At 35.3% G+C, this 24116-nt stretch carries 17 protein-coding genes; 3 read left to right on the forward strand and 14 right to left on the reverse strand.

Translation table 11 applies throughout. From position 1 onward, the window contains the following. Positions 1 to 13 precede the first annotated feature (13 nt). The 5 genes from brxC to NYE58_RS32460 form a co-directional block, all read right to left on the reverse strand. Entirely contained in the window at positions 14 to 3580 is a 3567-nt protein-coding gene (gene brxC / locus NYE58_RS32440; protein WP_341003988.1) for a BREX system P-loop protein BrxC, read from the reverse strand. 20 nt (positions 3581 to 3600) lie between these two features. After that, positions 3601 to 4167 carry a DUF1788 domain-containing protein gene (locus tag NYE58_RS32445; protein WP_341003989.1) on the reverse strand — a complete coding sequence of 189 codons (567 nt, stop codon included), beginning with the start codon at positions 4165 to 4167 and terminating at the stop codon, positions 3601 to 3603. Position 4168: 1 nt separating this feature from the next. Next, positions 4169 to 4768, reverse strand: coding sequence for a DUF1819 family protein (locus NYE58_RS32450; RefSeq protein WP_341003990.1), 600 nt, complete (start codon positions 4766 to 4768; stop codon positions 4169 to 4171). A gap of 524 nt (positions 4769 to 5292) precedes the next feature. Beyond that, a complete protein-coding gene (locus NYE58_RS32455; protein WP_341003991.1) occupies positions 5293 to 7380 on the reverse strand; it encodes a DUF262 and DUF1524 domain-containing protein in 2088 nt (695 codons plus the stop codon). 231 nt (positions 7381 to 7611) lie between these two features. Then, a complete protein-coding gene (locus NYE58_RS32460; RefSeq protein WP_341003992.1) occupies positions 7612 to 8244 on the reverse strand; it encodes a MarR family transcriptional regulator in 633 nt (210 codons plus the stop codon). Between the two features lie 642 nt (positions 8245 to 8886). On the opposite strand from NYE58_RS32460, the gene NYE58_RS32465 reads away from it, so the two are divergent. Together NYE58_RS32465 and NYE58_RS32470 are read left to right on the forward strand one after the other, a co-directional pair. Further along, positions 8887 to 10203, forward strand: coding sequence for a hypothetical protein (locus tag NYE58_RS32465; RefSeq protein WP_341003993.1), 1317 nt, complete (start codon positions 8887 to 8889; stop codon positions 10201 to 10203). Between the two features lie 255 nt (positions 10204 to 10458). After that, complete coding sequence (locus tag NYE58_RS32470) at positions 10459 to 10809, forward strand: hypothetical protein (protein ID WP_341003994.1); 351 nt, start codon at positions 10459 to 10461, stop codon at positions 10807 to 10809. 386 nt (positions 10810 to 11195) lie between these two features. On the opposite strand, the gene NYE58_RS32475 is transcribed toward NYE58_RS32470, so the two are convergent. From NYE58_RS32475 to NYE58_RS32505, 7 genes are all read right to left on the reverse strand, one after another. Continuing rightward, on the reverse strand, positions 11196 to 11618 hold the full coding sequence (locus tag NYE58_RS32475) for a YbjN domain-containing protein (protein ID WP_341003995.1): 423 nt from the start codon (positions 11616 to 11618) through the stop codon (positions 11196 to 11198). 305 nt (positions 11619 to 11923) lie between these two features. Further along, complete coding sequence (locus NYE58_RS32480) at positions 11924 to 12490, reverse strand: hypothetical protein (protein ID WP_341003996.1); 567 nt, start codon at positions 12488 to 12490, stop codon at positions 11924 to 11926. A 363-nt stretch (positions 12491 to 12853) separates the two neighbouring features. Then, positions 12854 to 14560 carry a ferredoxin gene (locus NYE58_RS32485; RefSeq protein ID WP_341003997.1) on the reverse strand — a complete coding sequence of 569 codons (1707 nt, stop codon included), beginning with the start codon at positions 14558 to 14560 and terminating at the stop codon, positions 12854 to 12856. Then, positions 14557 to 15354 (reverse strand): hypothetical protein, encoded by a 798-nt coding sequence (locus NYE58_RS32490; protein WP_038596885.1) that lies wholly within the window; start codon positions 15352 to 15354, stop codon positions 14557 to 14559. Before NYE58_RS32490 ends, NYE58_RS32485 begins: the two co-directional genes overlap by 4 nt. 10 nt (positions 15355 to 15364) lie before the next feature. After that, positions 15365 to 16672 carry a hypothetical protein gene (locus NYE58_RS32495; protein ID WP_038596887.1) on the reverse strand — a complete coding sequence of 436 codons (1308 nt, stop codon included), beginning with the start codon at positions 16670 to 16672 and terminating at the stop codon, positions 15365 to 15367. Positions 16673 to 16703: 31 nt separating this feature from the next. Next, positions 16704 to 17666 (reverse strand): helix-turn-helix transcriptional regulator, encoded by a 963-nt coding sequence (locus NYE58_RS32500; RefSeq protein WP_038596890.1) that lies wholly within the window; start codon positions 17664 to 17666, stop codon positions 16704 to 16706. A 324-nt stretch (positions 17667 to 17990) separates the two neighbouring features. Further along, entirely contained in the window at positions 17991 to 18908 is a 918-nt protein-coding gene (locus tag NYE58_RS32505) for a hypothetical protein (RefSeq protein ID WP_038596892.1), read from the reverse strand. A gap of 188 nt (positions 18909 to 19096) precedes the next feature. Here NYE58_RS32505 and NYE58_RS32510 point away from each other — a divergent pair, with 188 nt between their 5' ends. Then, a complete protein-coding gene (locus NYE58_RS32510) occupies positions 19097 to 20083 on the forward strand; it encodes a DUF7662 domain-containing protein (RefSeq protein ID WP_038596893.1) in 987 nt (328 codons plus the stop codon). A gap of 477 nt (positions 20084 to 20560) precedes the next feature. Here NYE58_RS32510 and NYE58_RS32515 read toward each other — a convergent pair whose 3' ends face one another. After that, a complete protein-coding gene (locus NYE58_RS32515) occupies positions 20561 to 20938 on the reverse strand; it encodes a hypothetical protein (protein ID WP_038596896.1) in 378 nt (125 codons plus the stop codon). Positions 20939 to 21104: 166 nt separating this feature from the next. Further along, on the reverse strand, positions 21105 to 24068 hold the full coding sequence (locus NYE58_RS32520; RefSeq protein ID WP_341003998.1) for a UvrD-helicase domain-containing protein: 2964 nt from the start codon (positions 24066 to 24068) through the stop codon (positions 21105 to 21107). Positions 24069 to 24116: the final 48 nt, after the last annotated feature.

The following is a 24116-nucleotide window of genomic DNA, read 5'->3' on the forward strand; positions in this document are numbered from 1 at the left end:
ACAGCACACATTACTAATCAATAAACTCGATTTGTTTGTTACTCTTAATAATTTGCTTTAGCTTTGCAGACAACGTTTCCAGTAACATATCCACATCTGCTTCTGTTTTTAAGGTTTTGGTGGAAAGTAAGGCGTTTACTTTTACACATTCACGCTGAAGGAGTGGCTTAATCACAACATTATGTTTGTCTCCTCCACCATCTTTCCCTGACAGTTCCACTTGTTGCCTCTCTTCAAACTCTCCAATTTCACGGTTAATAATAAGTTCTTGTTTGTCTTTGAAAACGGAGCTTTGTGTTATTGTTGCATCCACCTTAAAGATATCGATAAGCTCATTCATACTATTGAACAAATTTATATAATAAGCTTGGATCCGCTTTTTCGTTTCTTCAGTTACGCCATCTTCATTCGAACGTAACGTAAGATGATTCAAATCCAACTGAATAACGCCTCTCGCCGCTAATTTTTTTCCCTCAAGTACACCCTGAATCTGCTCTTCAATTTTATTTACAAGCTCTGGAATTCCCTTGATTTTGCGGTAAGGCTGTACTTCCGTTAGAATTTCTTGTAGATTATCGACATAACCATTGATCTCATTGCCTGACAAATAAACATCATTTTCCTTGTATTTCTCGATTGCACGAAGTCCTTTGTCAAAAATTTCCTTTTGGGAATCGAAGAAGCTCTTCACATAGGTAACGTCCTCTTCCCAATCTAACAAACTATCTTCCAGATCACGAAGTTTAGAAAAGAACGAAACATTATCCAAACCCTTTGTAAACTCACCAAAATACTCAAGTCCTTTATTCAGCAAACTTCCACCAGGATACTTCCTACCTTCATAGCGATTTTTCAGTGCATTGATTTCAATAACTTGTTTATCAATAAGAGCCCTAATATCCTTGATCAGACCATCTTCATCATCAGCAACATCCGTTGTATTAAATACTTGCATACAGATATTCTTGGCCACTCTTAAAAGCGATTCATCCACCTTTACCCGTTTCGTGACAATAGCTCTGTCAATTTCACTTGCCTTAGTCAACGCATTTACCGTATTACCATCTTCTGGCTCTAAATATTCTGCTGTGAGTCTAAGGCGGATACGTTGTTCTTTCATTAATTCTGCAATCAGACCCGAAATGTCAAGATCCTTCCATCCATACGGTTTATCCTTGAAACGATCCAGCAAGATTTTTACACGGACCTGTTTTTGAATACTATCCTGTAAGCTGATAAAATCCATGACTTCTTTAACAGCCAGTTCATTTGCATTCGATGACTCACCATCTATTGTTAGTTGCTCATTGTTTCTTTTCAAAATCAAACTGAGATCCTTTTCCGACTCTAGGAAATACTTGACATACCCAAGCTTCGTATACACATTTTCAACCAATCTAAGGAATCCAGCGTTAATCCGTTCTTTTACAGTCGATCCCTTAATCTCTGCCTTATTACCGTTGATAAAGAATGTTCCATCCTTGATCGCTTCTTCCAGCATGTCCCTTACTCGTCGCTTACGGTCTTTTGCTTCGGCTTGTTTATTGTTAAGGATATTCTGAATGCTTTCTGGAAGCTGTGTTAGATTCCTCTTCTTTCGATACTCCTCTATTTTGAGAACTTCCTCCATTTCCTCAACATAAGCCTCATTCGCACCCAGTTTCAGAATCATCTCACTTGTACCTGAAGACATAAGCATCAGCTCTTGTTCAGATTTCGCATAGTAATCGGATAGCGGCGAAAGAATATTGATTCCGATGCTCGATGTTTGATTACCGATGTTCTTTTCATCCATCTTCTGATTATAGGAGAATTGGTATTGAGCCGAATAACGATATCTCTTATCATCATACAAATCTTGATAGATATAATTAGATAGTTCCCGCTTAAGGACATCTTCTTCAATCTTTATCATCTTAATTTCACGGTTTATATCCTGCTCGTCATCTGTTAAGAATACATATAAATCACCGTTCTTCTGAATAAGCGTCTCCGAAATTAACTTTCGAAGTGAAACTTTGATTTTTTCTTTCAATCCTAGCTTGTCTTCATCGATTTTCGTTACCATAAGCGTAGCAATATTATCAAGATTTGTAGGAACCTCTTTCACATATTTAATCATGAACAGCACTTTTAGCAGATCCATGTTAAATTCATCATCACGTAATGCATGATTCTGATATGCACCTTCAATAACCCTTGAAATCGAAGGGGTTAAGAACTCCTTAATCGTGTCGTAGAATGCGTAAAAAGGAATGAGTGTTCCTTCTTCAGCATCTTTAAAGCGCAATCCCGCTTCCTTAAACGCCGAGAGCATGGAACGCTCCCCTTCAGACAAGTGCTTACCCGAACTACCATGCTTGCGCACTTGCTCGAATACGTTCTGAAGGAGTTTAAATTGATAAGGGAGAAACGGATATACCTCCGCAAATTCTAGATCATTTTCATATCCACGTAAATCCGCAGTGCTATCCTTAAAGCTCATCAGGTTTTTTAGAGTAGCACTCTCACCGTGATAGATTTGCTTTAGCTTATCGGCGACATGCTCTTTCTTTTCGAGAATCCTCTTCTTGATTACCTCGTCAACTGAGATAGAGGATAGGGACAGTCGTGTATCAAATCTTCCTTGAATACGAGAGAAATCATCCCCTTTTACCTTTACTATGCTATCGATGCTTTCTTGAGAAGTAACCATAATCCATACTTTACCTGAACAATGCGTTCCAAGGTCTTCCGCAAGTGTTTGCAAATTAAGCATTAATTGTCGGCTATCGCCTATGTATTGGCCAATTTCATCGACCAGGAAAATGAGGTGGAAATTGTCCCCTCTTTGGGCGATGTACTCCTTAACATCCTTAGAAAACTTCTCGATACTAATCTCAAAGTTATTCACACCATTCTCGAACCAGTTTCTCGCTGATTCTTCAGACATTGAAGTAACTTTTGTTAAAGCTCCAATGACATAATCGGCATCAAAGTAAAAGGTATTCCTACGTTCTACCCAATCTTCACCTGCCGCTGCTTTAAACGCATGTTTAAAGTCCTCATATACGCCTTCTTTAGTCAAATACTTCTCCATCTCCGCAACACCAGGAATATCACCATAGAAGCCTTGATGTTCGTAGAAGACTTTTGTAAAGACCCGCAGGATGGCATCTTCTTTAGACTTGTTGTCCAATGAACTTTTCGAATCGATATTAAATAGGATAACCTCAGTCTCTACGTTAGCTGTTCTCTTCATGTTAGCAAGAATAATTGGATCTTGAATTTTATCAGCGAAGAAATCGACAGCTCGTTTATCTTTTGCTTTCTTATTTGCAAGCAAATAAGCGAGGATTTTCAAAAAGTGTGATTTCCCTGAACCAAAGAAGCCTGATATCCAAACCCCCATTTTATCGGTTGTTCCATCAATACCTTGCTGATAATTCTCATAAAATTTGGATAAATGTTTGTTCAGCTCTCGTGTTACGACATACTCATCAAGTTCTTGATAGATGTTATTTTCATCGGTTTGAGCGACCTTAATTACGCCTTTGATACTACGCTCAATGTCCTTCACGAACATATCTTTGATCAGCACAAAATCTCCCCCTCTGGTTGTTAATCCACTAAACGGAATGCTCGATAATAGTTGTCATCCTTAAAACGATCGAATAAGCGCAAGGATAATCCATCATACTTACCTGGAAAGAACATGATCACTGGAATTTTATCCAGAATCTCTTGAAGATTATTTAAGATATTATGGGAGCGTACAAATGGATAAACCTTGCCTACACCTGTAATGAGTACAACATTATGATCACCCAATTGCTCTTTGATCTTTTGCAGAAAGATTTCAGGCTTTGCAAAGTTAGCCATGGCTTTAAATAAGGCTTCTTTCCCCTGCTTCTCTTCCATTTGGGGAATCCTTTCAAAAATTCTTTTTTCCTTCGAAATCTCTATGAGCATCTTATACAGATCGAACTCAATAAGCCTGCGTCCAGAACCTTCATGGCTAAATTCCTTCAATATATGAAGAATATAATTTCTAACCAGCAGTTCGTCCTCAGGTTCATAATCGAACACATAGAAGCTGATCTCGTTCCCCAATCCCCTACCCTCGATAAACTTATCTTCCTTTATCTTTGGTATGATTTTGTCGAGCCTACTATTTATATTCGCCATATTATACCTCACCCATTGCCTTTACGTAGGCAACGTCTCCGATCTGAATCAAATACTGTTTTAATTGCTCGTCCATCAAAATTCCGTTCAATTCGCCAGTCTTTGTATTTTTTAAGATTCCTGACTCCAGCAAGATTCGCTTGATAACATTTTTCAATTTCGATACGGTTTGCTCTGTCCAACCAGCTACCTTTGCGTCTTGTTCTGCTTTCGAGAGAAAATATAGATTAATATCCTTTTTTTCCAATAGATAGTTACTCGATTCAAGCTTCTCACGAATAACCTCATTCATAAACTCAAAAAAAAGTCGATCTGTCTTCATAATCGCATACAGATTGATAATTTTTGCTGATTCCAATGATTCCTCCAACACCATTTGGCATAGCGGATCATTAAGTATGCTTGCTCTACGTAATACGGAAGGTAAACTTCGTTTAAGACTTGCATTTACCTGATATTGAAATAAGTTTTCAGAGAGAACTCTCTCCCTTATTTCCTGTTCATCTAACCCCTGTATTTTAAGTCCCACTACCTGCTTGAACTCATAAAGTAGGAAGGAAGCACCAGTTAAAGTGGCACTATATTCTAATTCTATAGTCATAGTTCAACTCCCTGCTTTCACATCGTTACAATAAATTATCTCTACTCATACCAAGTTTCCTTTTCCATCCTGTTGCATATAGAATTTCTTGAATTCAATTAATTATACCATCCATAACTATCGCTAGATCTCGTTATGTGTTGTAAAACAAATCAGTCTCCAAAACTAACATCTCATTGGCAAGCTAACTAATACTCTAATATTATTTCATTCTACCTTCTTTCTCAATGGAAGATACATCTTAAAAAGAAAACCCAGCATTTCAACAGATTAGTTTATTAAAAATGCGTTAACTCAACTTATTTTTAAGAGGTTAGACAGTCAATAATAAAGAGCGCCTCAATAAATTCAATAATCCTCTCATAAGTCCTAAGAATTAAAAGAACATAACAAGATCCGACTTACAAGGAATCAGTAATGAATTCATTTTGAATTTTAAAATAAAAAGACCAGTTGGGGTATCTCCCACTGGTCTGTGCATATATGAGTTCCTTATGAGTTCCCTATACTAAAATTAAAATTTCTTATTCATCATCCAGTTGTTTTTCAAAAGACTGTTTGATCAAAAACATAGCGTACTCAATTTCGTTAACAGAGGAAAGACTAAATTCCACATCGCCATTTCCCCAACGTCCAAGATTACTCACATCCTTACAAATGCCTTGGGGATCTTTTATTTCGCGAAAGGCCATATTTAAGCTGATACGAAGTCTACTTTTCTGTGGCACAATATCGACGAAGTTCGTTATCGTTTTGAAAGCAACGTATAGTTTTTTATACTCCATGCGAACGGAGCTATCAAGATTACTGATGCGTTTTCTTAATTCTTCGTACAATGCCAACATTTCCCCCTTTAACTCTGGGTGATCGGCAATAGTATATGAAACAGTCTCTACTTTTGAATTATTTTTGCTGTATTTCGATATTACCTCATCTGAAATTTGTGGATATTTCCAAACCCTAACCGCTAGATCTGCAAGTGAACGAGCACGTTTAGTGATTTCATCTTCATTCCAAACATCAAGTCTGCCAAGTTCTTTATTTAATCGTAAGGGACTATCTGCAAAGCCCCCCTTCATTTCCCTCTTCACGAGAAAGGGTTTATCACTTAGCTCAGAATTGTAACGGGTTAGTGTTAAATTTCCAAGTCTATGTAAGTATGTATTGTGGATTTCCTCCCAACTAATCCCAAGGCTTTCCCTCCACTCAGACGATAGGTTCTTATTCTGGGGCATAATATGTTCTATCGTATAACTCTCAATATCTACAATCTCTTTACGATTAAAGTTTTCCAATTTCCGAAGCAAATAATTTCGATTTCTAAAGTTGTATACATCTTTAACAAGCGATTCCTGTATAAATTCCTCATTCTTCGGAAAACGACGATGGGAATCTTGAAGCAAGAATGCCGCTATGGCACTTTCCATATAATTATCCTTATCAATTTCCTTGCTGATCGTTGCAAATGTTTTATTCAGGGAATTTGTAGGGACCCCGCAAATGGATCTTCGAAATACATATGCCTCAACCAATTCAAGGATTGTAATAAAGTCTTCTTTTGAGAGCTTTTGTTGTCCATAATCATCGTATACTTCAAGTAAGAATGGATATGATACATCAACCTTTAAGGCATTAATATCAACTAGCACCTGATTGATATTCTTATCTTTTTCTATCTGGAAAGCCAATTTCACGAAATACTTAGAGAATCGGTAAATGTCCTCCACAATCTCATTTACCGTTTGCTCACTCTGTTGATAAACATAATCTTTAAAAACTGTATATACGTCTTGAATATTGGGGATTTTACCCATCTTTACTGTCAGATAATCACGCATAAAACGGTCAAACAAGTTGGAATCGTTTAAATTCCCAAAGCTACGTTCCATTGGATACCAGTATTCAGTATATAGTTCAGCTTGTTCTTTGGGCTCCAATCTCATTAAGACAAAATTCCGAATCAAATCAGCCTGTGATAAATCTAGTCCTGTAGAATTTAGACTTTCGAAAATCAATTGTGGATTGTCATGATCACGATCCAACGAAATATCCACAACAATTAGTTTAGCAATACCTTGAAAAAGCTTATTCAAATCAATTTCACTCTTCTTGATAGAATCTATGAAAAAATTATAGTTTTCGTATACTCTTTGTGAGAATTCTTCAGGAAGACTTTTTTTCGATGTCAAACTTATTAAGGTATCCTTGTCGCTTTTTGTTAGAATAAGTTTATGATATTGATCGCCCTCTTCATCATTGTTGACTAGATAATAGTTCATAATTTTTCTTCTGGTGATATCACAGGGTTGATCGCTTTCTTCAATAGCCTTTCCTAAAGCTAGTAAAAATAAAGTCAATGTGGTCATCCGTTGTTGCCCATCTATGACAAGCAATTGTGGTACTGAGGAAATTTGATATAGCCCTCGCTCAATATATACGATCGAGCCAACAAAGTGCCCCTTAATCTTCTCATCTTCTGCTGCTCGCAAGATATCATTCCAAAGTTGGCGACACTGACTAATTGTCCAGCTATATTTCCGCTGATAAATGGGGATGATGAACTGTTTCGTACCTTGCAGAAACTTTAGTAAATTTGTCTCAACTGCCTTCACTGTAACATCTCCTCAATAATTGATGCTTACTAAGCTCATTTCATTTTACAACTTTTGCACCATCCTTCCAAGTTAATACAAGGTTAGACAGTAATTTCAAATCGATATTCATATATTTCTATCCTAACTGGGCTCTTTTCACTTACAAGAGTCTGAACCTTCATTGGACTATCTTTTTCTTAGCCACTATTCCAAACCTACCTCAACCCTGAATTTACTTTAAATTCCATTTTATAATCCATTTTCATTAATACGGCCTAATTCATCTATAAATATAGCCGTAATTCCAGTCCGCTGTTTAGCTAACAATGGAAGTCTATCCCAAAGATTACGAAACTGCTTAACATCAGGCAATGCAATGCTGTATTTAGCATTTGGATCATCCATTCGTTGAAGTGTTTCCGCCAAAACAGCAAGGAAGTAATTTACATTCATTGGATTTAATGATCCCAATCCTTTTACTTCAATGATCCATCGCTGAGTCCCTCTATTAGCATTAATATCAATACCAGGCGTTCTCCCCCAAGCAATTTGTGTTTCCCAACCATCAGCATGAAGGAAATCCTTCAAGATCTGTTTGAGATTATCCTCCTTAAATATCGATGGTCTAATCTCAACCTGTTTCGTTTGATTGAGTGGAGATGATTTCTGAACCGTTTCTTTAGCAATTATATAGTTTCCTATTAATCCATCCCTACGGATTATTCTTCTAATGATTCCTTTACTCGTCATTAGCCTACAAACTTGATTAACCGCTTGTTGTGGCTCGTTTACACCTAATATTGCATTAGTTATTTCTCGATCAGTTAACCCCTCTTTATCTATTAAAAGGTTCATGATCTTATCTTTTAAAGTTACTTTCACCTCACCACTCCCTTTATGTATTTTATAGGGCTATTATAGATCAATTCCATTTTCTGCGTAAGTAATTAAAGTGTTGTGACTCATGAGTGTGATCTGTTGATTGTGATAATTAGTCTACCTACATAATCCTGTGAGTGCTCAAATGAAACGTATAACATTTAAATTTTCATCTTCTACTTTGTCGCGATAATAAAAAAAGCCTAACTCTATTAAAGGACCAAAGTCTCTGGACTAGGTGGATATAAATGGATCAAAAAAGTTCGAAGCTTGCTTTTTGAAGAATATTTAAACCCAACCAATAAAATGGCTATAAATTTATACACTGTTAGATCCATCAATGATTTCCTCGTCAGTCAACATAGAATTCGAGAGGATTAGCGTGGCGTTTATTTAGGGGTGTTTCTGAAAAAAATATATAAATCCCCCAAATAATTGATCCCATACTATCATAAACTATGATTAGGAAAGGGTGATGAGCTATGATTTTTGATAATACTGTTTAGCTCCCCCTTTCTCCCCAATCTATATATTGAGGCAAAGAAAGTTCTCTATAAACACCATTGGATGAATGAGTAGTTGGTTCGGTTAACAAGCTACAGAAAAGAATCGATTGCTTATATTGCGGTTGAATGGAGGATTAAAATGAATCATCCCAAAGCATATGGAACATTTATCAAAAGAGGTGAAAATACGTATCGAACATCTGCTTACATTCAATGGGGTAGCTCAGAGCAGTCAATCGGAGCTTGCCTACTACTTAATCCAGGATCAGCAGACTTTCATAAAATTAATCCTGATTTGAATGTGATATTAAATACATTATTTCGTGCTAAAGGCGAAATAATGACAGACCCCACCATGAAACAATTAATACTACTAATCGAGGGAATATATGGACAATTGCAGCCCATCGCTGGGCGATTCCATATATATAACCTGTTTAATCTCCAAAATCCAAAGTCAATTCATGCGATTGATCTCTTTGAGGCATTGGTTCATAGTGGTGAATACGATATCACAGAGTCCTTAATCTCTTTAAATGAGTTACAAACACATCCGTGGATTTTTACAGGTTGGGGGATCGAACAAAAAGTCAGTTGGAAAAACCTCGAAAAGATAAAGGATGTTTGGCTTAACCTAATAAGAGATTCAAAGGTTCCTACCTTTGGGAAAAAACATAAAACTTACAATAACTATTATCATCCATGCCCTCTTATTCCAACCCATCGGTCACATATGTTAACCGATTTGCTTTCGTTATATAAACAGAAATTCAGCATACAACGTTTTCCCACTTACGCTGCCAGACCAAATCTCCTCAACGAAGCAAACTTACTAGAGGAATGCGATCAATATCAATTAGGCTGGTTTAGATCTTCCACTAATCCAGAGTCAATTCTAAAGGGTTTTTCTCATCTACATATTAAGGAGAACTATAAATTAAGGGCTTATCAGTACAGTGATGGAGCAAATGGAAATGGTGTAGTATGGGCTATACCTGTCAATATGGACTTGCCCCCTGCGAACGAATGTGAATGTTTAGAGGAGCATTTCCTAATCGCTCCAAAGCCAGCCTTTGCATTGGATGACTGCATGCAGGTTATTGATGGAGATAAATCTCCTCTTTCTTATTTGCAGGCTTCAGTCGCATTTCACGACATACATGAATTTGGAGCGTTTTGGCACGGTACGAGTTGGGGACGAGATGTGATCCTACCAATCAACGAGGGTGAAAATGCAGATAAATACCAGTGGAAAATGATCGAAGATGAACCTGCGACTCTAGAGCCACATTTCTATTATAGTAACCTAGGTAATCCAACGATTGTATTTCATACAATAAATGACATAGGTACAGTGACAATGAATCGATATGTTCATACTTTTAGTAAATCAGACTATACACTCCGTGTTGAGCGGACCTGCATCGCAACCGCTGGCGGTGGAATTATCTTCTAATTAGAGAATTCGAATAATTTAGCTCCAGCTACATCTGAGATACATGGCATATTACTTATAATAAGGATGCTTATATAGATAGCTCCTGAAGAACTCAGTACTTCATATGATTTACATGGACTAATCTACCATATTTTGAGCGGACCTGTTGTTACATTTTTATGATATAATTCCCATATCAGTAAATTCAGTATTATCACTACGAAATTTTTAACCATCTAAAGTATGAGTTTTCAGGAGGATCATTACATCATTATGAACAATCATCATCAAAGAATAGTGAAAATAACTGGAGAGTTAAGAGAAGGTAAGTTTGAAATCAAGATTTCCCACTGGAAATTACTCATTGAAACTAATCGTTATTACGAAATCAAACCAGAGAACGGTGTTGTAAAAAGAATCTATAAAGAAAAGCTAAATACCGTTTATGATGAAACAAAGTCATATGTTAACGGCTTTCTCTCTTGTTCAGCATATTGTAATGAAGAGCGTATCAATGACATGCATATAGAGATTCTAAAACTATTACAATTAAAAATCAAAACTTATATAAATGAGCTACAACTTAATCAAAGAGCTATTGACCGTTATTCCTTGTCAGGATAATGACATACTTCAGTAGATATTGTATTACAAATAAAAACAGCCGTGTGGAATGCAAAGAGTTATCCTCTTGCAGGCCTACTCGGCTATTTAATATTTGTCTTATAGTAGTTCTGGAGTTCCTCAAGGCATGACCCAACTCGGAAAATAGAACAATGTATTCCCCATTAACTCTGGATCACTTGCTTTACTTGCTTTTACTTACCATTTCTCCGTTAACTTAAGCTGCTTAATGCGATTTATAACCTCATTTAGAGTTCTTCCCACCACTTCTACACGAAATTACGAAGTGTTACACTTGTAAGTTGCAGTTTAACTGTTTTCACCAATTTCAAGTTAATATATACATAAATATCTTATATCTTCTTTGACTATGTAAAATGTTTGTGCTAACTCCAGGCAATTTTCATAAAACTTTTATACTGCTCATCAGCGATAGTATACAAACTCCGAATATGGTTAATTATCACTTCAGGATCAAATCCCCCACCAAAATCTAATGCTGTTGAAATTGACACGGTACCCTCACTAGTTATATGAAATTTAGCATATCTGTAACTATTGTTCACATCATTTATATGTTGCAGTGCGATATCTCTTTTTAAAGGATTATTTATATCTGCGACATTAAAACAATAAACATCTGCAGAAGGATAATTTTCCTGAAAAGAAACAACTATTCTGATATTTGCACCGTTATCAGTTTTTACATTCATAGAGAAAAAAGAAGTCCCTTCTTCACCAAGTTCTTCATTCATATAAAAATCAATCTGGTTAATATAATTCTTAAAAGTTTGTGTAATATCAGTCATTTGAACCCCTCCTTAAGTAATGGACTAGCATGTATAAGTATACTTTATCGGCCTCTTATGGTAAATACCTCCTATATCCATTCTTCTAAAAATATAGTTTTTGCATTTATTTACGATGGAGACAAATTGACATGCTCATTATAATCTTGATATTTAGCTCTTGGCTTGCTTGCGGAGTGTTGATAACAAAAGGGGAGCACCATTGCTTGCCACGAGGTTACCTACCATAGACTTATAGATAAAGTTCAAATTAAAAAAGCGCCCCCCTTTGGCGCGCTCTTGTTATCTTGTATGTGATTCTTACTTTATCCAAAACTAACTCCATCAAAAATAACAGCTGCATGAAATCTCGCGGTATTTAAAACCACTTGTCCAACCCTTTCTGAGGAATAATTGAAAAGATCACTGGTGAAGAACGCATTTGATGTTTCCATGAATATGTCCATAAACACGAGTAAATAGTCATTAGTAACTTTAGTAGTGGAATAAATCATCTCCGCCTTTGCAGATAAATCTTGATTATTGATAATCCCCTTAGAAATTTGCTCCCTGTACTGTGGTAAAAGTTGATCTTCCATCACAGCTCTAATATTTTGCTGAGCTTGATTAATCAATTCCACATAATTTTGTGGTCTTACATATTGTTTTTGTACTATAGATTCTTTTAAAATTTGCACTATTACACTAGTTGTCTCAACTGTATAAGCAATATTACGAATTAATGTATTCATATATTCCGAATGACTAGAACACCTTTGTCTTTTTTGAAGCAAAATTTGTTTCATTTCAATTTGCAATTCATTTTTTTTCGAATAGTTAACAATTTCATGGAAAATAGATGATACACATTTTTCTAATTTTTCATCAGCCATTTGATTATTCCCCTTTAAGGATAGATAAACTCCGATTATGACAACAATAGAAAATTAGTTTAGTTTTATTTCTATTATTTAGATTGTACCAAATTCCCTTATAATACTTTGTCGAATTATGATTATCACTCTCATTTTTATCATTATATTTCCTATCTGACACTCTCATCAAAATAAAAAACTTATATAAAAGCTTAATTCCATTGTAATAAAAAAATATAATTTACGGTAATTAATAATAATTCGCTTAAACAAAAAAAGCGCCTAACGGCGCTAGAGTTTTTAGGATGTTCAAATCATATTTGGCGAGATTATTACTTCATCTAACGACTATTTTTTTAAAAATTTAACAGAAATGATAACTTAGCTCAAGTTATTAACTATACTCCGTCGGACATCCTGCAAAATATTCCCCATAAGTTTTTGATAGTATTCTTGTAAAAATCCATCCTCGTAAGCTAATTTACAGCATTCATTACATGCCTTTTCATATCCGTTTAACATCCCAGAGAATCTTAATGAATAGCTGTACTTTGTATATTCAATATCCCTTCCGAAAATACCCTTTTTCCAATCTAAACTACTCCAAATTTCAATTGCTTCACGATCATACTCTAAATAATCATTATAATTAAATCTACCATATTCTAATACATTTTCATTAATTAATTCTCTTATTTCAATATTAATATTTAACGACAACCGTTCAAAGGAAGCGAAATCTATAGTAACTATTTTACTTTTTACTGTAGTTTGAATTGTAGCATTCGGATACTCCATCTCGAATTTATCGTAGATTTTCTGTAGTTTGGTTTTGAAATCATCAAAAATATTATTGACTTGATAATAATATTTTTGAGTAAGCTCTTCACTAATATTCGTTGCATAGCTTAATGAAAAATAATTTTGGCAAGTATCAAAAAACCTCCACAGGCGATTTCCTGCTGCCTCTCGACACTTGCTCTCAGAAGTAAAACGATAACTTGAATCGTAATCGGTATCCACGCTAAGATAAGCGAACTCTTTTTTTAGTTCTATTTTCTCCGTCTCTTTAATTAATTTCATTAATTCTTCCCTTAAATCTGAAGTGGAGTTTTCCTTAATTGAAATATCCCCAAAGGAACATTCCTTTAATGCAGATTTAATGATCACAATCTTCTCATTAATCTTTTTAGAAACCAATTTACTAAATTCATTTATGATTGTATCCATCCATTCAAAAATATGTTTTGACAATTGATTAGATAGCTCAAAAGATACATGCTCCATAAAAATTTCCTTCACTTGATTTAAATCAAAAGAATATTTATCATTCAATTCATTTATATCAATATAACAATCGTAATAAGACGCGGGCTGAGCTCCTTCACTCAAGTAATCGAGTTGCTCCGTGTGTCTTAGTTTATAACAATATAATTCACCATCATAATCTTTATCTGGCCCTACTTCAAATAGTAAGAAATCAACGGGCAACTTAATCCGCCCTTTAGTGATTTCCTTTGCCATAAACTCTACTTCACTCAATACCTTCGTAATCTCCTGACAAACCCCATCGTAAAAATCACCCGAATTCTTCTCATAATAGGCAAAAGAAGATAGCTTTTTAGTTTTATACCCGATTAGCATGGATTGTACCATTGTTTTCCTTTGTGAGTATATGCTTCTTTCAAATTCTCGGAATCCCTCTTTACTGGCCCTATCATAGGAGGAATACTCGTATCCTGATTTATCTTTATTAATAAATAATGGCGCTATGTACTCTTTATCTATATAATCGAAACTTTCAGTTGTAGGATACTTCACCTCATAAGATTTTAATTTTTCGTCAATAATTTTTTTTAATTTAATAATACTCGCTGTCTCTCCCACTTGATTAATATCATCGACAACACTAATAGCACCAGTTGGACAGTTTTTCAAGACAGGTATAAAGGACTTGTATTGTTCATTTGTAATCATTCCAGTGCCCCATGCTACTGCCTTACCATCAGACCTTTCTGTCATCAGTTCACTTTCCAGTGAACATGTCCCACAAGCTACACATTTATCGGATACAACAATACGTTTCATTGACTATTCCCCTTATAATTAATAACTTGATCCATCTTCTCTAAATACTCAAAACCAGTTTGTATAACGTTGATTGAAAGTTGTGTTAATTCCCCAGCTGAATCAATAATAGGGGCATCCATAACTTTTCTTATAGTGGAAGCTGTATTAATACAAGACATAAGCTTCTCTTTGTCATCTTTCGTGTAATTCTGTCTGAATGCCCCCTTATCTGTGATAATAGCGGTTGTTGTATCAATCGTTTTTCTGAAAATCAGATTTAGTTTTGCTAACAACTCAGAAAGTTTATGGGCTCTAATTTCAACGCCATTTAAAGCAACACAAATCGTTTCAGCTTGTGATATAGTAACGTCAGCCTGTCTATTTCGTACAGAGGCCATATTAGCATTCATTTCAGCCTCCTTGGCAATGACTCCAGAAATACCACCTTTGATGAAGAATGCCGCTAGTGATTGCTCTGTCGTCAATGCCTTTGCTTCAATCTTTACATTTGTGTTAGAGGACACTGAATTGAGAGATACTAGCTCACTCATATTAACTTTTCCAAATCCATCTCGATCATCAAAATCTATTCGCATAATTTGCTCATAGACTTCAATAAAAGTATTAAAGGATGTCGCCATTATCCCCTTTTTTCGATTCATCAGTTTTTCTAACGCTGCTAAGGTTAATGCCTGTTGGTTATTCACTTTAATTTCTGCCTTTGCGAGCTTTTCAAAAGCTTGTATATTTCTTTTCTCAGCAAGTAAATTATTTTTATCCGCCTCAACCATGTTTATCACAAATCTAATCATATTGATCCTCCTAAAGCTTCAAAATTGCATCTTGATTCATAAAAAATTCATCAAATTCATTATAATTTTTAAAGCGAACTCTCTCTCCAAATATTCCTAAGATATCATCAAGAGAAGCTGAGATTCCATTCACATCATTGTTTAGTGTTGCGTTTATCATTATGTTAAAAGCTGTATTAATTTTTTCATCCCACACTTTAAACTCCTCCGAAATGCACTCCTTCAAGTTATTTCTTTGTGTTTCCATCTCCTTTAAAGCTGAATTTGCTATAAAATTGATTTTATCTTCCAACTCAGAATATTCTCCTAAAGATTCATATGCTGCTCTCATTTTATTAGAAAATTTATATAACTCAGTACAAACTGTTGAAAGCACCATCGTACCTATAATAGCTCCCACTCCTGGGATAGGAATTAACATTTGTCCAATGATAGCTCCTTGTATACCGCTTACCATTCCTACTCCCTTTTCACCGATCTGTTCCATAAATTGCTTACTGTCAATTTCACCATTCATGTATGCTATCAGCGAATCTTTAATGAGTAGTGAAACAGAAATTATTTGTGCTACAATGTTGGAATTACCCACTGTCTGTAATGCTTTTACAGAGCTTTGATTTAATGTATTAGTTAGGGCTGTGGTTGTCACTCTTATCAATCCACCAGTAGTGGCTGTGGTTGCTACTGCAATACTTGTTTCTTTAATGGCTTCATCAAGATTCTTTTCACCTTTGGCCATCATAACCAGGTTTTGTACCCCCATAACTGCCAGAGGTATCACTGAGGCTTCGATTGACCCCTTGGCACCCGCCTTAAACTCATTGCTTATATTTTGGGAAGTTCTAACAGCAGCAATACTATGAATTGCAGATCTCGCCTTAACATCATCTACAATCATTTTTGTTCTGGATGTTAAATTAGCGTTCTTTGTTTGGTCAAATGCGACTGTCCAATTGCTCTTGTCGGCCTTGCTACGATTAAATCTTCCACTGGTTATACGATAATTTTGTTTCAGATTTGCTACTTCTCTAACGTTGTCATCTGTTAAAAATGGATTTCGTCTCAACCGCTTATGTATCATTTTTAAGGGGACAATATGATCCGTGTCTGGTATATGCTCCGTATATTTTATTTTTCCATATTTTTTTAAGGCTGCTAATCTTGATCGATGTATTGTCTTTCCAGAATAATGATCTAAAACAACTTTCTTACTATCAAATATTTCATTCTTAAATTTAATTCTTTTTCCAACGTTATCATATTTATATCGTTCATACTCCTGACTAACTCCTAACTTCAAATCATTGTCCGCATTCATATTTCTGTCCTCCTCAAGAATCCCTTTTACTCTACTGATATATCATGGCCATGGCCTGTATTTTCTCTTTCATAATTTCCTTCAAGCTTTGAGGCTTGATTACCTTTATGTTGGGTCCTTGGCTTAATAACCACATGATACACCCTGTCCCATACACCTGTGCTTCGATAATCCAACTATGCTCATTCCTTTTAATTACATTTCCATTTGGAAACCTATCTAGAACAGCAGAAAGCGAAGGCCCCCAAAATTCAAACTGTAATCTGATTAACTCACCCGAATACATAAATTGAATTCGGTTTCTGAGTTCGCCTGCTTCAAAGCGCTTTTGTTGTAAAATTCTAAAAGAATCATCTGTTAGATCACACTTCTTCAATCGATCAAGCCGAAAGAAGGCTGGTTCATCATACTTGCTATTTTCGATATTAGCGACTAAATAAAAATAAAACTCTGAAAACACTATGGAAAGTGGCATTACTCTTCTCTGAGTTTCATTACCATCCATTCTTTCATAGGTGATTTGAATTACAGTTTGTCTTCGAATTCCGTTGCTAATCACCCAAATAAGCTCCAACAATGGTTTATTGTGATTCAATGGTTTGTAATGATGCATTTCATTTTGTATAGCTTCTTTTATACTTATTCTCTCATGTTTCTCAGCTTGATTTATTATCGATTGGATTACTCCTTGCATCTCTGATCGAGTAAATGCTCTACTTTCTATCAGTATTTTTGTAACAGCTAATAGTTCAACTTCCGTGAGTTTCTCCCTACTACTAGTGGTCTTCTGATACGCCTTTACAGAATAACTATAGACAAGTTCTTCTCCAGTATGTCGTTCATATAAATAGCTTCTTATATCATCAATATCCCGCTGGATAGAACGTTCATGAACGCCAAATTCTAAAGCCATTTCACTTTTGTTGAATTTCTCGCCATTTTTTATCATCTCATATAACATTAATATTCGTTTTAACTTTCTCGTTTTATCCATATTTCCACCAAACAGCCCTTTTCATCTATATTTTACCACAACTGATAGACATATCTTGTCACTTTCATTGCATTAACCTTCATTGCTTTTATCAATGCCTTTTTTTCATTTGTTGAACTCGATACGAAGAGATTAAGGAGCTAATATTCCCACTTATTTTTTATCCTTTATTACAATAAAATAACGGACCTTTCTTGAAAAGAAAAGTCCGTTATACTATTAGTTGTTTTGAACGATCTTATAGAAAAACCACTTTATACTTCCACCATCCGAGTTAAACCCATTAACGAAGTTCCTATAACAGAAAATCCACTCTGACAACTGTTACATTTCGGAAAAATCACCACTAATTATCCATTTTGTTGATTTAAAAGAATCCATTTCTAAATTAATGTTTAAGCCGTATTTTATAAGATCTATATTTATTTCACTATTTACATTGAAATCTTCTTCATAATTTATTGCTAAATTGAAGTTTAATAAACCATGTTTTAATCTACCTTCTGCAATCGATTGCCATGTAGGTTCATGATAATACCAAACTAATTCCTCTGGTAAGTTAACCTCTTCACGTGGTTTGAACCTTGCTTCATAAATGATATTATTATCAATTTTCCTTTTATGATCTGTTTTCACATCTACTTCCACGGTCTTAATATTCAAATTCAAACCAGTGTCTACTTCTTTTAAATAACCACTATCATATTCCACTTTAATAGAAGTTGCTCCTAATGTCATAAGTAAATTGATAATTTCCTGAAACTTATGTTCGAAAGTCCTCTTATGGAATTCCTTAACAGGATAATATGTATTTTTTAGATGAGGATTACAAACATAAATAGTTGTTGGTTTTGGATGACCGAGTGGAAATTTTAAAAATGGGGTATCATTTTGGGATAATTGGATCACTTTTTTGCTCATGTAGTAATTTTGTAGTTCTTCAAATTCTTCTATTGATAACTCTTGATTGCCTATTGGACCTTTCAACAATTCATCAAATAATTGTTGCATCCCGCCAAACGAATTATATGTTGTATGTCTTGTATTAAAGTCCGATAAACTTAACTTTGTAACTCTTCTAGATTTAATCACGTCTTTAACGGTTCCTACAGGTGTTTTTCGAGCTACGTATTCAGATATCTCTTGAGTACCATATAAAAAAACCGTTTCTTCAATTTCAATAAATTGTCTTTGATAATATGGCAAAGAAAACAAGGCTTTTAAGTTAGTTGTTTCGTTCATTTATGTTGCTCCCCACTTATAAATTATATTTACTTTATACTGGTAAAGTTTAATTGGCAACCCTTTTTAGCGCTGCTACTTTGAGTGTAATAGTAGACATTATTAAATTACTGATGGTGATGACGTTGCAGAAATCATTATAGATGGGTAAGCTAGATTTAATATTACCATTGATTAGGAGAATGAAAATGAGTAAATTTGCGCCCTTGATAAAATATCTCGAAGAAAATTGTTCCAAGTCTACTGTTGTTACATTTGTAGACCTTGAACAAATTTTAGGATTTAACTTACCGAAATCCGCTTTCAAAAAATCCGATTGGTGGAGAAATAGTAGATGTGTTCCGAATAGACCATGGGTACATGCGGGTTGGGAAGTAGAAAATGTCATCTTAGGGGACTCAGTTACATTTTCCAAAAATTTAAATTTCAAAAAATGTACTAATACGGAATATTTAGCCTCACGATTTAAAGATTTACGAACTTATGGTTGCTCAGGTTTTATGTATCTGAATTCCAAAGAGTTTTATGAAATTATGAACATAACCTTAACAAAGGATGGATTTTTCATAACGCTCTACGAGCATAATAGCGTAAGATTACAATTCGATCTAGAAATCTCAAACTTTAACGAATCTATATTTGATTTTGAATTTGAGGCACAGGATGCAAGATTCTTATTTTATAAAGAAATTGACGAAAATGATGACTTTCTAGATGAATTTGATGATGATGATTTTCTCGATGAAGAAGCTTTACATTGTCAAAGTTGTGGTAAGTCAATTAATTTTGCTGGAGAGTGCTACTGTAACAAAAATCCTCTTAGTGTCACCGTAACAATATCAGACAATATATATATTTTTAATGAATTTTGTAAAGAAACAATTGATTATCTTTATAATTATAACTATAAAATAGCCATTTGGAATGTGATCAATAATAATGTTAAGTATATTTATTTCAAAGAAATAATCTTACAAGATAAGGGATTTTATATAGAAGATAACTGGGTTTCGATTAATGAATTCCTAAATACCACTCAAGTTATCAAAGAGGTTTCATTTCAAACTTGTGATAAATGCCTTGTTACAACAAGAGTTTATTGGAATGAGACAAAATGGCTCTGTAAACCTTGTGAACTAGCCTTAGATCGAAAACGAGCAGGACAGTTTGAATAATCAAACTGCGCTTTATACCTTACTTATCAATAGAATTTCCAATAAAGGGAGACAGCATAATTTAAAATATAACGATTAGTGCGACCCCGTTGAATCATAATAAGCGAACAATTCATGACATTCTTCCTTTATGAAAGCATTAGTTCCACTTTTCTCAGAATCCTTGCCAAAAATCATTTTATTGAGGATAGGATGACGAAGCTCCGATATTAATCTTTATTTTCAGGAAAAGCAAGATCTTCAAGCTATTGTGAAAATCAAGTCTGTCTTGGTATAGGTATTAAAGCAAATGAAAAAATAAACGTACTTGGCAGCTACCAGATACGTTTATTTTTTCATGTATGCCAATTTCATATACTTTCTTTTTGCTTTTACTTGCTGGATATAATGACTAAAAATCCTATAGTTTTTTTAAGATATGTAATAACAGTTTACGAAATGGTGATTTACCGAATGTCTATCCTCTCATGTAACAATCTATTTTTGTAACCCATTAAACTTATCAACAACTTTTGTAATATTATTCGATGTTTCCACAACCTTGCTTGCAGTTTGGTAAGGTTTTGAGTTCTTAATAAATGTTGGCAAGTTTTCATCGAGGACTCTTTTATTTTCATCAATATCATCCAAGTGATTACGCTTTAACCCGCTATTTTTCACACTCTTGTATGTATTTCCCATATTATCTATTGCGCTACCTAAAGACTGGCCTTTTTTATCAAATGAATCAACTACCTTATCTGCTTTGCTAAATCCCTTTTGTACAGTCTTATCAACACCACCAATAGCAGAAGTTGCAACTTTGCTAAAAGTTTTGCCTACTGGATTATTGTTTAAAAAATCATACCATCCCAATGTATTCACACTCCTAATTTTCGTCAAATATTTCATTACACTTCTATTATTGCGTTAAACAATTTTCATGTGCACAATGAATAGCTAATTTTAATTATGCCAAAACTATTAACCTTTGAAATTAAAGAATAATGTTCTTAGCCAACTTAATTCCTCATTTAAACTGTTATTTCACAAATTTATAACCTTCTGTATATCGACAGTTGTGTTTAAAATTCGTGCATCCATAAAACGGCCCTCGTGAACCTTTTCTATAGACTAAAAATCCTCCACATCGCGGACATAACTTTGGCTTTTTCAATATCTCTACATGTTGATTAGTATAATCACAACCAGGGAAATTCGTGCACCCCAAAAAGATCGTATTCCCCACTCTACGCGTTAAATGCCCTATTTTGCATTTTGGACACTTTGGATTCTCTGTTACGCTCTCTTCTTGCGTCACTAATTGATAGGGAATCCTATCCTTCTCAATTAGTTCTTTTACAAAAGTAGACATTCGCTGCTCAGAAGTTAAGATGTAGCAAGAATTTCGTGTACGTGTTAGCCCCACATAAAACAGGCGGCGTTCTTCCGCAAATTCAAACGACTCTTGATCCGTAAGCACACAAGAGAGCACAGGATCATCCGCGATTTTATTCGGGAATCCCACGAGACTGTTCTCCGCATTCAGCAAAATAACATGATCTTCTTCCAGCCCCTTGGATTTATGGGTGGTCAAAAACGAGATCCGAAGCTCGCGGTACTTTGAATAGGTAATCTGGGTCTTGTCTGCATTCAGAAGAAATTCAGATTCCTCATCTAAAAAGTTGATATCAAAACCATTGCGTCCAAGTAGAAGGATTTTTGTGTTTTTCCCATATTCCTTCACGATGCGTTCGATGGCTACGCGGAGTGCTGTCGCCTTGTCTTTTTGGTACCCCAAAATACGAAAAGGTTCTGGATTTTGATGCATGGATTTCAATTCTTTTCGGAACTGATTTTCATTCCGCATTACAAAGCGACCAGCCACATCCACAAGCTGCTGCGAGTTCCGATAGGTCTGCTCAATCTTCATCAACTCATGGGTTCCAAAATATTGACCAAAGTTGGTGAAGAGCTGTAAATCAGAACCCGCAAAACGGTAGATCCCCTGCCAATCATCCCCAACACACATGATTTTAGCTTTCGTCTGCTCTTGAATTGTTTGAATCAGGCCAAAGCGGCTTTTCGATATATCCTGATATTCATCAATAATAATATAAGTGTACGGAAAATACGGTTTGTTTCTCCTAACAATATCAGTAGCTTGATTAATCATATCGTTGAAATCGATACTTTTTATCTTCTTTAAATGTTCTTCATAGTAGCTGTATATCGGCCGAACAAGAGATATAAATAGTTCCGTTCGTCGCTTTAAAAAAGGAATCTCGGGTTTCGTTTGGTTTTGCTGAACAAATGCTTCAAATTGATCTACTTCATATCCACTGGACTTAAACAAGTTGATGAAAGTCGCTATCAGCTTCACAAATTCCTTAAAGTATTTATCTTGATTCTCTTTATAAACACTATTAAAAATCGACAGATAATCGGCCTCTTTAAACTTTACCCCATGAGCCAGCAAATATTCCCGTAACTTATCAAGAAGCACCCCCTGCTTATTGAGGTAAGAGTATGTTTCAATCAAAGTCGTTCCTTGAGAAGCATGCTGCTCTCTTTTCCATCTCATGGAGTCTAGGTACTTTTGTTCCTCGATGGGGCTCAGCCAAGGCGTACGCTCCACTTCATCGACGCCAAAATGTTCAATATACAGATCATGCTCAGGTAAGTAAAAATCAGGCTTATACTGACGGTATTGTTCTGTTCGTGTATCAAACGGATAGTCCCGTTCATACTCATACTCCACCGAATTCAAGAATAAAAAATTGGCAATCAAGGTTTCTTCGAAGCTCTTTACCGATTCCCCTGCAAGAGTTTTCAATTGGCTTTTCTGTACATGCGCTGCATGGTCTACATAATCAGATTTCGACATTTTTCCCTTTAAGGTCTCAAAATCCAGGTTACGATGGAAGTCATGGTACTCCCCCAAATTCTCAAACTCAGAATAATCTTTCGGAATACTAAGGTAATATCCAAAGAATTCGATAAGATGCCTAATTTGTTGGTCCTCTTCAAATATCGTATCCTTCATATACGCCTGAATGACTCCCGCAAGATCGCTAAAAATGTCTGGCTTCGCTTGATGATGCTTAGCAATAATCTCAAGACCTAAGGCATGAAAAGTTTTTACGTCTACAGGGAGGTGGAGTCGGCTTTCGATTCGCTCCTTCATTTCTAGCGCAGACTTCTTGGTAAAAGAAATCAGCAATATTTCTTTAGGTTTCACGTGTTTTCGCTCTACCAAATACTTCACTTTGCCTGCAATCGTTAATGTTTTTCCGCTGCCAGCTCCAGCTAATACCAAATTGCTATCTTCATCCGTGACCACAGCGATTCGCTGCTGAGCATCTAGAGACTTCCCATCAATATTGGAGAGTAACTCTTGAGCTTCAATCAATTCTCTCTTGATGTATTCCTTGTTCCAATCTGATCGATACTTGTTCAACTCTTTATAAGCGTCAATGCTTGCGGAAGTCGATTCGGAGATCCCACTGATATCGCCTGAGCTAAAGTAAACAAACGTGTCTTTATACTGAGAAATCAATTTCACAGCTAAAGTATGTGTGAAGTAATCCTTACGAGCTTTCTTTACATCCACAAGAAAAGTCGCAGCATGTTCAGTTTTCCCTGTGATTTCTTCATTTAATTGTATAATACTTGTGCGTAACTTGGAGAAAACACTCCAATACTTTTCTTTTTGAGCTTGAAAAAGAGTTTCAATTTTCAAAAATCGAGGATCAAGATTACGTTGTTCCGTGGGTACTCCTTCAAAATAACGCTCAAGTATAGGGTTAATCGCATGAGGAAATTCCTGCGTATAGAACTGATGCATGTGTTTTGTCGTCAAATTGGTAATTTGCTCTTCTGAAATATAGAATCTCTGCAATGATATTTCTGCAAACCGTCTTTGCAACCCCATGTCCGAACCAGCATAAAGCTTCAGTTGGACTTCAAGCTGTTCCAACATCTTATTCCACTTTCGATTTTCCAAATATGCTTTTATCCATGTAATCAATTACATCACATTGCCCTTCATGCT

It is taken from the genome of Paenibacillus sp. FSL L8-0708, assembly GCF_038009325.1.
In the GTDB taxonomy this organism is placed as follows: Bacteria; Bacillota; Bacilli; order Paenibacillales; family Paenibacillaceae; genus Paenibacillus_AQ; species Paenibacillus_AQ odorifer.

Coding starts and splice junctions, on each gene's coding strand:
- NYE58_RS32445 (WP_341003989.1), bottom strand. CDS start 4,167: ATGGCGAATATAAATAGTAGGCTCGACAAAATCATACCAAAGATAAAG.
- NYE58_RS32450 (WP_341003990.1), bottom strand. CDS start 4,768: ATGACTATAGAATTAGAATATAGTGCCACTTTAACTGGTGCTTCCTTC.
- NYE58_RS32465 (WP_341003993.1), top strand. CDS start 8,887: ATGAATCATCCCAAAGCATATGGAACATTTATCAAAAGAGGTGAAAAT.
- NYE58_RS32470 (WP_341003994.1), top strand. CDS start 10,459: ATGAACAATCATCATCAAAGAATAGTGAAAATAACTGGAGAGTTAAGA.
- NYE58_RS32475 (WP_341003995.1), bottom strand. CDS start 11,618: ATGACTGATATTACACAAACTTTTAAGAATTATATTAACCAGATTGAT.
- NYE58_RS32480 (WP_341003996.1), bottom strand. CDS start 12,490: ATGGCTGATGAAAAATTAGAAAAATGTGTATCATCTATTTTCCATGAA.
- NYE58_RS32485 (WP_341003997.1), bottom strand. CDS start 14,560: ATGAAACGTATTGTTGTATCCGATAAATGTGTAGCTTGTGGGACATGT.
- NYE58_RS32490 (WP_038596885.1), bottom strand. CDS start 15,354: ATGATTAGATTTGTGATAAACATGGTTGAGGCGGATAAAAATAATTTA.
- NYE58_RS32495 (WP_038596887.1), bottom strand. CDS start 16,672: ATGAATGCGGACAATGATTTGAAGTTAGGAGTTAGTCAGGAGTATGAA.
- NYE58_RS32500 (WP_038596890.1), bottom strand. CDS start 17,666: ATGGATAAAACGAGAAAGTTAAAACGAATATTAATGTTATATGAGATG.
- NYE58_RS32505 (WP_038596892.1), bottom strand. CDS start 18,908: ATGAACGAAACAACTAACTTAAAAGCCTTGTTTTCTTTGCCATATTAT.
- NYE58_RS32510 (WP_038596893.1), top strand. CDS start 19,097: ATGAGTAAATTTGCGCCCTTGATAAAATATCTCGAAGAAAATTGTTCC.